General features: G+C 61.8%; 7 protein-coding genes. 5 read left to right on the top strand and 2 right to left on the bottom strand.

Annotated features, from left to right (window positions below; genetic code table 11):
- Both BUA54_RS16265 and BUA54_RS16260 read right to left on the bottom strand, forming a co-directional pair.
- Positions 1-182: hypothetical protein (locus BUA54_RS16265; protein ID WP_143155458.1), on the bottom strand; the 182-nt coding region annotated here is incomplete at its 3' end.
- Positions 182-1,156: a response regulator gene (locus BUA54_RS16260; RefSeq protein ID WP_072858312.1), complete on the bottom strand. Its 975-nt coding sequence runs from the start codon at positions 1,154-1,156 to the stop codon at positions 182-184. The genes BUA54_RS16265 and BUA54_RS16260, both read right to left, overlap by 1 nt.
- Positions 1,157-1,447: 291 nt before the next feature.
- Between BUA54_RS16260 and BUA54_RS16255 the strand changes: the two genes are divergently transcribed.
- From BUA54_RS16255 to feoB, 5 genes are all read left to right on the top strand, one after another.
- Positions 1,448-4,645 carry a CHASE domain-containing protein gene (locus BUA54_RS16255; protein WP_072858311.1) on the top strand — a complete coding sequence of 1,066 codons (3,198 nt, stop codon included), beginning with the start codon at positions 1,448-1,450 and terminating at the stop codon, positions 4,643-4,645.
- Positions 4,646-4,879: 234 nt separating this feature from the next.
- Positions 4,880-6,430 carry a PAS domain-containing sensor histidine kinase gene (locus BUA54_RS16250; RefSeq protein WP_178352769.1) on the top strand — a complete coding sequence of 517 codons (1,551 nt, stop codon included), beginning with the start codon at positions 4,880-4,882 and terminating at the stop codon, positions 6,428-6,430.
- 1 nt (position 6,431) lies between these two features.
- Positions 6,432-6,815, top strand: a complete 384-nt coding sequence (locus tag BUA54_RS16245) for a response regulator (protein ID WP_072858309.1) — start codon at positions 6,432-6,434, stop codon at positions 6,813-6,815.
- Positions 6,816-6,991: 176 nt separating this feature from the next.
- Positions 6,992-7,273 carry a FeoA family protein gene (locus BUA54_RS16240; RefSeq protein ID WP_342742729.1) on the top strand — a complete coding sequence of 94 codons (282 nt, stop codon included), beginning with the start codon at positions 6,992-6,994 and terminating at the stop codon, positions 7,271-7,273.
- A 21-nt stretch (positions 7,274-7,294) separates the two neighbouring features.
- Entirely contained in the window at positions 7,295-9,169 is a 1,875-nt protein-coding gene (gene feoB / locus BUA54_RS16235) for a ferrous iron transporter B (protein ID WP_072858308.1), read from the top strand.
- The last annotated feature ends 82 nt before the right edge of the window (positions 9,170-9,251 follow it).

Raw genomic sequence — 9,251 nt, 5'->3', positions numbered from 1 at the left:
GACCCGGCGGACCCGGCGATCTTGTGCAGGATCCCCTCGATCTCGGCGGTGGTCGCGACCGGATCCGCATGCCCGGCCAAAGCCTGGGCCAGCAGTTCCAACCGATCGTGACGGTCGCAAAGTTTGCGGATGAACAGTCCCCTCAGGCGGGCCATGCCGTCGTCGAAGGATTGACGATCCATCACGCCGTGGCTCCGGAGAACCAGAAATCATCCAGCTGCGCCTCGACCCGGCGCGCCTCCTGCTCTGCACTGTTGACCGCTCGCGACAACAGATCGAGCGCCGAGGCGCCGGACTGCCACATGATGCGGCTGGACTGACCCGTGCTGACGCGCACGTTCAAGGGCGCGCCGTTGCTGCAATGCATTTCCAGCCGCTGGATCGACAGGTTCAGCCGATCGGTGAATGCCTCGTAATCAGTCATGCGCGCGCCCTCGACGACACAGACGAACGATCCGCTGCCCGCGTAGGCCGCGACGAAAGTCTGCGAGGCCAGCGTGTCGGACAGCGCCTCTGCCACGTCGACGATCATGCATTGGAAGTCGAAGACCGAGGTCTGCAGGAACAGCTGCTCGATCCGCCGGATCGAGATCGCGAAGACACTGGATCCGAACAAACGCGCCCGCGATAGTTTGGACACGTAGTTTTCCAATGCGACGACATCGACGATGCCTTCGATGTCCCTGATCTCGAACGGCTTATCGATCGACATCGGCGTCGCGCCGACACTGGCGCGATGGCCGGATGGCGTCGGTTCAAGCTTTGTGCCGTTGTCACGGCGCGCCTGAACAAGCGACTCGATCAGATTCAGCCGGACGCGCAGTTCGGAGATGTCGAAAGGCTTCGTCAGGTAGTCCGTGGCCCCCGCTAAAAAGGCCGAATCAATATAGCGCTTTTCCGACATCGCCGTCAGCATCATGACCGGCGTCTGGGCATAGCCGTTGATCAGGCGCAGGGCACGGCAAACCTCCACCCCGTTCATCTCTGGCATCTGGTAATCGAGCATGACGCAGTCGAAATCCCTTTGCTCATGCAACATCTCGAGGGCCTCGGGGCCAGAAACAGCGGTCTGCAGTGTATGGTCGCCGACGTGGCCGATGATCTCGGTCAGAAGTTCAAGGATGAACGGATCGTCATCAACAGCCAGAATTTTCATGACACGGGCCCTTCTGCCTGCACGTGCATCTCTGGGATGCGGGAATGGTCGTCTTGTGCCCACGGGTGATCCCCAATTGCGGTGGCAATTTGTCGAATCGACGATGATTTTGGGATGGTCGCTGTCATCGTCCGCTGCCGATCATACCTGAACAAAAGGACAGGGTCCTGCACGCATAGGCAGAAATGGCACAGGTGCCGAAAAAGTGTCCGGAAACCAGTCCCCTTGACGACTGATGTGGGTAACAGTCTCGAACGCCTGTTAAAATAGCACCCTTGAGTAGTAAATTCGATGTCGGCCAATGCGAACATCAGGGTTCATGTCCTGATTGCCATGATTTGTCTCGGACTGACGGGCGGAATCGCGATCGCAGCAGAGGTCGTAGCACAACGCCGCGCGGAATCGGCCTATCAATCCATCGTCGATGACAGCCGGGCGGCGATGCTGACGCGCATCGAAAGCTACATGCTCGGCCTCAACGGACTCGCGGCCTTCTACGACGCGTCGGACAACGTCACGGCTGGCGATTGGGCGTCCTACGTGGCGGCGCTCGACATCGATCGCACCTTGCCCGGCGTGCTGGGTCTCGGACTGGTGCAACCGGTCGACGGTCCGGAATTGGTCGATATGCTGGACAGCGTCCGCGCAGCCGGAGAGCGTGAACTGGTCGTGCACCCGGAAACCGGACGCGCCGAAAAGATGATCGTCCGTTACATCGAACCGGCGCCCTCGAACGAGGCGGCGCGCGGTCTGGATATCAGTTTTGAGGAGACGCGGAGGAGCGCCGCAGTGCTGGCCCGCGACGCCGGCGTGGCGCAGATGACGGGCCCGATCGAACTGGTCCAACGGGGCGGCGAGACCTGGGGCGCGCTGCTGCTTCGGCCGATCTACGACATCACCCCGATCCCCGAGACGGTGGACGCCCGGAAGGCCGCACACCTCGGTTGGGTGTATGCACCGTTCTTCATGGAAGAAGCCCTTTCCGGCCTGTCTGCAAGTCAGGGCGATCTATACGGAGTCACCGTCTCGGACGGGGATCAAATCATCTATCACTCCGGTCACGACGATACGGCGTCCCACTACGTCAGGTCCGAAGACATTCCGGTTCACGGCCGGACTTGGTCCGTGACATGGGAAAGCTCGCCCGCTTTCGATGGGCTGCACCACAGCCCCGCACCCTATATCGTGCTGGTAACCGGGTTTTGCACGACGATGCTCTTGTGGTTCTACCTGCGGACGCTGGCCACCCGCGAGACGGAGATCAACAGGCTCGTCGACAAGAAGACCCGCGCCCTGTCGGACCGGGTACAGCAGAACCGGGCAGTGATCGAGAATTCCGTTTTCGGCGTCATTCATCTGGACGCGGACGGGATCGTCCAGTCATCCAACGCCGCCTCCTGCAATCTGCTGGGATTGAACAAGACGGAATTGAAAGGCCGCCGCCTGGCCAATCTGATCAAGCCGGACAACCCCGAAATCGACAGCGCAGTGCCGCAGATGGCAACAGCGCTGCGCAACGGGGAATTACGCAACCTCGAAATGCAGACGAATGTCTGGCATCGGTCCAACGGCAAATCGGTCCAGTCCGTCCTGCTCCGTGACGTCACCGAAGAAATCCAGTCGCAGCAGACGATTCGTGCCGCGGAGGAGCGCTGGAACCTCGCGTTGCAGGGTGCAGAAATTGGTGTCTTCGATGTGGACCTGACGACTAATACCTCGATCGTCTCCGACACCTGGAGACGGATGATGGAGGTGCCGGATGACGTGAGCATCAATGCGCAGGCGCACTTCTTCTCTCGCGTCCACCCCGACGATCTGCAGGCGCTGCAGGCGGCCGATCTGGCAGCGATCAAGGGCAAGGTACCGCGTTCCATTTCCGAATTCCGTGTCAGCACGCCTGACGGCAAATGGCGCTGGCTGCGATCGGACGCCGTCGTGGTGCAGCGCGGGGCCGATGGAACGGCGCTGCGTCTGATCGGCGCACAGACCGACATCACAGCCCTGCGCGCTGCAGAAATGGCCCGCAATCAAAGCGAGGAACTGCTGCAACTCGTGATCGACCGCGCCCCGGTCGGCACGGCGATACTTGATCAGAATGGCATCCTGACGCGCGCAAACGGTGCCCTGTCGAACCTTACCGGCCACGACGAGAAGGAGCTGGTCGGCAGCCACCTCGGCTCGATCCTGATGCCGGAGGAACGTGACGCGATACTGGCGGCTGTAGTCGACCTGCAAGGTGACTCAAAGCGGAACTATCGCGGCGAACATCGGATCTGCTGCGCCGGCGACGACGTGCGCTGGGGCCTCATCAAGGTGTCCTGGGCGTTCGACCCGGCACAGGGCACGGAAATCTTCATCGTTCAGATCAACGACATCACAGAGGAAAAGCGGGCCGAACTGGTCAAGAACGAATTCATCGCGACCATCAGCCACGAGCTGCGGACGCCTCTGACATCGATCAAGGGTGCGCTGGGGCTGATTGCGGCGAAGCGGTCCGACGAGATTTCGGCGCCGTCGGCACGGCTGCTCGAAATCGCCAGCGCCAACACCAACCGATTGATTGCCCTTGTGAACGACATCCTCGATCTGGAAAAGATCACTGCGGGCAAGATGGATTTCAACATCCAGCGCCATGACGCCGCCGCCCTCGTCACAGAGGCACTCGAAAACAACCGCCCCCTTCTGCTGAAGAACAGCCTGACGTTCCGTGTCGTGGACCGGTCCGACAGGGCCGAGGTGATGGTCGATGCCGATCGCATGGCACAGATCCTGAACAACCTGCTTTCGAACGCCTGCAAGTTCGCCCCGACGGGCAGTGCGGTTGTGGTCGAGATCCTGCGCAGCGACGACATGGTGCGCTTCGACGTCACCGATCGCGGACCCGGCGTGCCCCAGGCCTTCCGGAGCCGAATTTTCGGCGCTTTTTCGCAGGCGGACAGTTCGGATACCCGCCAGAAGGGCGGCACCGGCCTCGGGCTCAGCATTTGTCGTCAGATGGTCGAGAAAATGGGTGGACAGATCGGATTCGAAAGCGACCCCGACGTGCGCACGACCTTCCATTTCACCTGCCCGCTTGCAACCGCGCCGCAGCCCGAAAAGGTCGAGGTTCCCGTGATCACCACCGACTTGTCGCGCAAGGTCATCCTGCACCTCGAGGATGACGACGACTTTGCAGAAGTCATCCTTTACGGCCTTGGCGATATCGCCGACATCACGAAGGCCGCCACCCTGACCGAAGCGCGGCAACGGATGAAAGAGCGGTCCTACGACCTGATCCTCGTCGACTGGGTGCTGCGCGACGGCGATGTCGCCTGCCTGCTGGATGAATTGGTCATCGCGCAACCAAAGGCCCGGATCGTGGTCCTGTCGTCGGCGGACCTGACCATTTGCAAGGACCGCATTGATCTCGCGATGACGAAGTCCCGCAACGGCCTTCCCGATATCGTCGCCAACCTCAAGCAGGAAATGATGAAAACTGCAGTCGCCTGACATTTTCGGCGCGATTGCAGAGGCCCCGCCTTACCCTCTCCTGAGCCATAAACTTGCCTCAAATGAAAATTATTCAGTTGGCAGTCGAAGCTCTCGGCTTGACGTTTGATCTTGAATAAAGACTTTTATCGCAGGACTATTTTTATGCGAGACCCCATTTTGTCATCACGGCTCGCATTGCGATCCATCTCTACCGGCGCGGCCGCAATGCTGATATGGCAGACCCAGCCTTTCATGCATCTTAACGCGACCTCCGCCAGCATCTTTGCGCTGACCGCAAGCCTTGGGTTGCTCATGTGTCTGCCACCGCGTCAGTCCCTTGCCCCCGTTGGCGGCGGGACGACGCGATCATCGCGGGATACAATTGCGCTCGACCTTCATGCGCTTGTGGTCAGGACCGACCTGCAGGGCAAGATCCGGCAGGTGAATGACCACTTCCTCGCTTTGACGGGTTACCAGCGAGAGGAAATCATCGGGCGGCCCGTATCCGTGCTTCACCACCCCAAGGATGTTGCGCCACACGCAGAGGCGTCGCACGCTCTCGCCACCGGTGACAGCTGGACCGGTGAAAATCGCATCGTGGGCCGCGACGGCATCATCCTTTGGACCCGTGCTACGGCATTATCGGACACGGATGCGGACGGCCGGCCCTGCGGCACCCTGCTGGTGCATTCCGACATCAGCCGAACGAAGGAATCTCTGGCAGCCCACAACGCCACCGCCAGCTTGAACCGGCTGACCGAACCGGTCTTCATGGTCAGCACCACCAATTACGAACTGACGTTTGCCAATGATGCAGCGGCGGCGCTGTTCAATTGGAACCGTGAGGACATGTCGGTCATCCGCGTCGGCTCGCTGCCGCTGGAATGTGACAGGCCGGCGGTATCGCGGCAGATTGAATCCCTGCTTGCGCACGAAATCGGCAGCTTCGCCTTCGAAGCGCTTTACAAGGGCGTTCCCTACCGTGCCGACGTGCAGCTGATCGAGCACACCGATATCCGGCCTCGGCTTTATGTCGTCCTGCGCGACCAGGTTGCCGTCAAGGCCGCCGGCCGCGCCAAGGACGAGCTGGTCGCCACTGTCAGCCACGAACTTCGCACACCTCTGACCTCGATCAAGGGTGCCCTGGGTCTGATCCGATCCGGCGTCGCGGGTGAATTGACCGACAAGATCCGTGACCTGCTGGACATCGCCTACCGCAACGCCGACCGGCTGGTGCTGATCGTGAACGACATTCTCGACCTCGAGAAGCTGGCTGCGGGGCAGATGGATTATGATATGGAACGGCAGGATCTGATCCAGACACTGAAGGAGGCGATTGCCGCAAACGAGGCCTTCGCCACCCGCTTCGGCGTCACGATCCGCCTGATCGCCGAGGACGACTCTGCATTTGTCTGCTACGACGCCGACCGTATCCATCAGGTCATGACGAACCTGATCTCGAACGCCTGCAAGTTTTCACCCACGGGCACCGACATCGAGGTTCGTGTCGATTCTGACGAAGAAAAACTGCACGTCAGCGTCACCGACAAAGGTATCGGCATCCCTGCCGACGCGCTCGAAACGATCTTCGACCGGTTCACACAGGTCGGCAAGGCCAGCCGCTCCCGGCAGGGCGGCACCGGTCTGGGACTCAGCATCGTGAAAGGCATTGTCGAAAGTCATGGCGGAACGGTAGACTTGTCCAGTATCGAAGGTCAGGGCACCACAGTTACCATTACATTGCATCGCGCACCCGCGGAAAAACCCGCGGCCATGTTAAGCGCCAACAGAGGTCTTCACTGACATGCCATCCGCGCCGATCCGCCTCCTGCACGTCGAGGATGACCTCGATATCCTCGAAATTGCCGCCATGTCGCTGGAAATGGCCGGTGGTTTCGACGTCCGGCAGTGCGAGAATGCGGCGGATGCCCTGCGGGTTGCACCGGACTTCAAGCCCGACGTCATGCTGTTCGACATGATGCTGCCAGAGATGAGCGGCGTTCAATTGCTGGCCGCCATCCGCGAGGTACCCGACTTCGCCGAGACGCCGGTGATCTTCATGACCGCCCGTGCCCAACCGCACGAACGCCGGGACCTGATCGAACGCGGTGCCGTTGATGTGATCGTAAAGCCGTTCGACCCGGTGAAGCTGGGCGATCAGATCAAGGGCATCCTCGCCGCGTCCTGAACCAGCCGGCACGGCATTTGGCCGGTCTTTGCACCCTCGGATATCGCAAATATCTGTACCCACAGACTGTCGCCACCGGTTCTTGACTATTTTACTTTGCCGGGCGTAGACAGGCCTTGCCGACGCGATGAACCACGCCGTGCTATGGCCAGATCCGGCCGCAGGAACGCAACGCCATGGCCCTTGATCATGCTATGCCACCCATCACCGTCCTCTGCCTCGGGGCGGCGACAAAAGGTTTTTCCGGAAAGGTGCAAGCCATCGAAGTCGCCGACACGCGATCCAGCCTCCCGGCGGCAGAGATGGAGCGGCGCCTGATCGAACTGGGGTTTATCGAAGGCGCGCGGGTGCAGATCCTGCATCAAGGCCTTTTCGGACGCGATCCGATCGCCGTCCGGGTGAACGGGACCACCGTGGCGCTGCGGCGGCGAGAGGCAATGGCCATTCAGGTCGCCTAGAATTCAACCGGGACATTTCCCATGCCAGACGGCTCTCATTCGCGGGCGTTACGCTTTGCCATCGTTGGCGCGCCGAACTGCGGCAAGACGGCCGTGTTTAACGCGCTTACAGGCGGGCGGCAGAAAGTCGGGAATTACGCTGGTGTCACGGTCGAGCGGAAGACCGGCATCGCACGCACGCCCGCGGGCCGGACCCTGAATATCATCGACCTGCCCGGTACCTATTCCCTGCGCGCCCGCAGCCCGGACGAGGAAGTGACCCGCGACGTCGTCCTGGGCACACATCCGGGTGAACCGGCACCGGACCTCCTCTTGGTCGTGGCCGACGCAACCTCGCCACGGTCGGGCCTGCGGCTGGTGATGGAACTGCAGCAGGTCGGGCGACCGATGATCCTTGTCATGAACATGATCGACATCGCCCGGCACCGGGGCATCACCGTCGATCTCGAAAGGCTCAGCCGTGACCTTGACATCCCCGTCGTGGCCGCGACCGCCGTGCGCCGCGGTGGACAGGACGAGGTGTGGCGAGCCCTCGATGCCGCCATTGACGAAGGGATAGCGCCTGCTGCCGAAAACCGCTGGACCCCGCCCACGGCCGCCGACCTGCGCCGGTCCCAGCGCGTGGCGGATACGCTGATTTCTGCCGCAGTGATCCAGCCTGAAAAGCCCGATACCGTGACCAACCGCATCGACGGCGTGCTGCTGCACCCGGTCTGGGGCCTCGTCATTCTGCTCGCGCTGCTGTTCGTCATGTTTCAGGCAGTGTTTAGCTGGGCCACCCCGGCGATGGATGGCATTGCCTGGGTCTTCGACCACCTCAGCCTGCTGATCGGGCAAGTCCTGCCGCCGGGTCTTGTCCAAAGCTTCCTGCGCGACGGCGTGATATCGGGCGTCGGCGGCGTACTCGTCTTCCTGCCGCAGATCCTGATCCTCTTCCTGTTCATCCTCCTGCTCGAAGACCTCGGTTACATGGCCCGCGCCGCGTTCCTGATGGACCGGATCATGGGCGGTGCGGGGCTGCACGGGCGAGCGTTCATCCCGTTGTTGTCCAGCTTCGCCTGTGCGATACCCGGCATCATGGCAGCCCGTGTGATCGACAACCGGCGCGACCGGCTGACGACGATCCTCGTGGCGCCCCTGATCACCTGCTCTGCCCGGATTCCGGTCTACACCCTCATCATCTCGGCCTTCGTGCCCGCGCGGCAGGTGGCCGGCCTGTTCAACCTGCAGGGTCTCGTGATGTTCGGACTCTATGCCGCCGGGATCGCGGCCGCCCTCGGCGCCGCAGCGGTGGCGAAATTCGTGTTCTGGCGCGATCAGTCGTCGCCTCCGTTCATGCTGGAACTGCCGGACTACAAGATGCCTCGCGGCCGTGACGTGGCCCGCGGACTGATGACCCGTGCGCGCATCTTCATCAAGCGGGCCGGGACGACGATCTTTTCCATGACCGTCCTGATCTGGGTGCTGGCGACCTTCCCCCGCCCGCCCTCCGGCGCCACCGAACCCGGCATCTTCTACAGCTTCGCCGCGATGATCGGCCATCTGATCGGACCGCTGCTGGCTCCCATCGGGTTCAACTGGCAGATCAGCGTGGCCCTGATCCCGGGCATGGCCGCAAGAGAGGTCGCGGTCTCGGCCCTCGGCACCGTCTACGCGATACAAGGCGACACCGGCCTGATCGGCCGGACATTGGCCACCAGCTGGAGCCTTGCAACCGCCCTGTCCTTCCTCGTGTGGTACATTTTCGCGCCGCAATGCGCCTCCACCCTCGCGGTGATCCGGCGAGAGACGGGCGGATGGACATGGATGTGGGTGACCTTCGGCTACATGCTTGCGCTGGCCTATGCCGCTTCGTTTCTCACTTACCACCTCGCCGTTCTGATGGGTGCTGGCTGACCGTCCGACAGATTGTTGCGCGCACCCTCTGGACGACGCACCACGGTCGTTTAGACTGGTCTGAAACGCAACCGGGTCCACC

The organism is Loktanella atrilutea, from assembly GCF_900128995.1.
GTDB lineage: Bacteria > Pseudomonadota > Alphaproteobacteria > Rhodobacterales > Rhodobacteraceae > Loktanella > Loktanella atrilutea.
This window is presented reverse-complemented; position numbering and strand designations above follow the sequence as displayed.

Coding starts and splice junctions, on each gene's coding strand:
- BUA54_RS16260 (WP_072858312.1), bottom strand. CDS start 1,156: ATGAAAATTCTGGCTGTTGATGACGATCCGTTCATCCTTGAACTTCTG.
- BUA54_RS16255 (WP_072858311.1), top strand. CDS start 1,448: ATGTCGGCCAATGCGAACATCAGGGTTCATGTCCTGATTGCCATGATT.
- BUA54_RS16250 (WP_178352769.1), top strand. CDS start 4,880: ATGCATCTTAACGCGACCTCCGCCAGCATCTTTGCGCTGACCGCAAGC.
- BUA54_RS16245 (WP_072858309.1), top strand. CDS start 6,432: ATGCCATCCGCGCCGATCCGCCTCCTGCACGTCGAGGATGACCTCGAT.
- BUA54_RS16240 (WP_342742729.1), top strand. CDS start 6,992: ATGGCCCTTGATCATGCTATGCCACCCATCACCGTCCTCTGCCTCGGG.
- feoB (WP_072858308.1), top strand. CDS start 7,295: ATGCCAGACGGCTCTCATTCGCGGGCGTTACGCTTTGCCATCGTTGGC.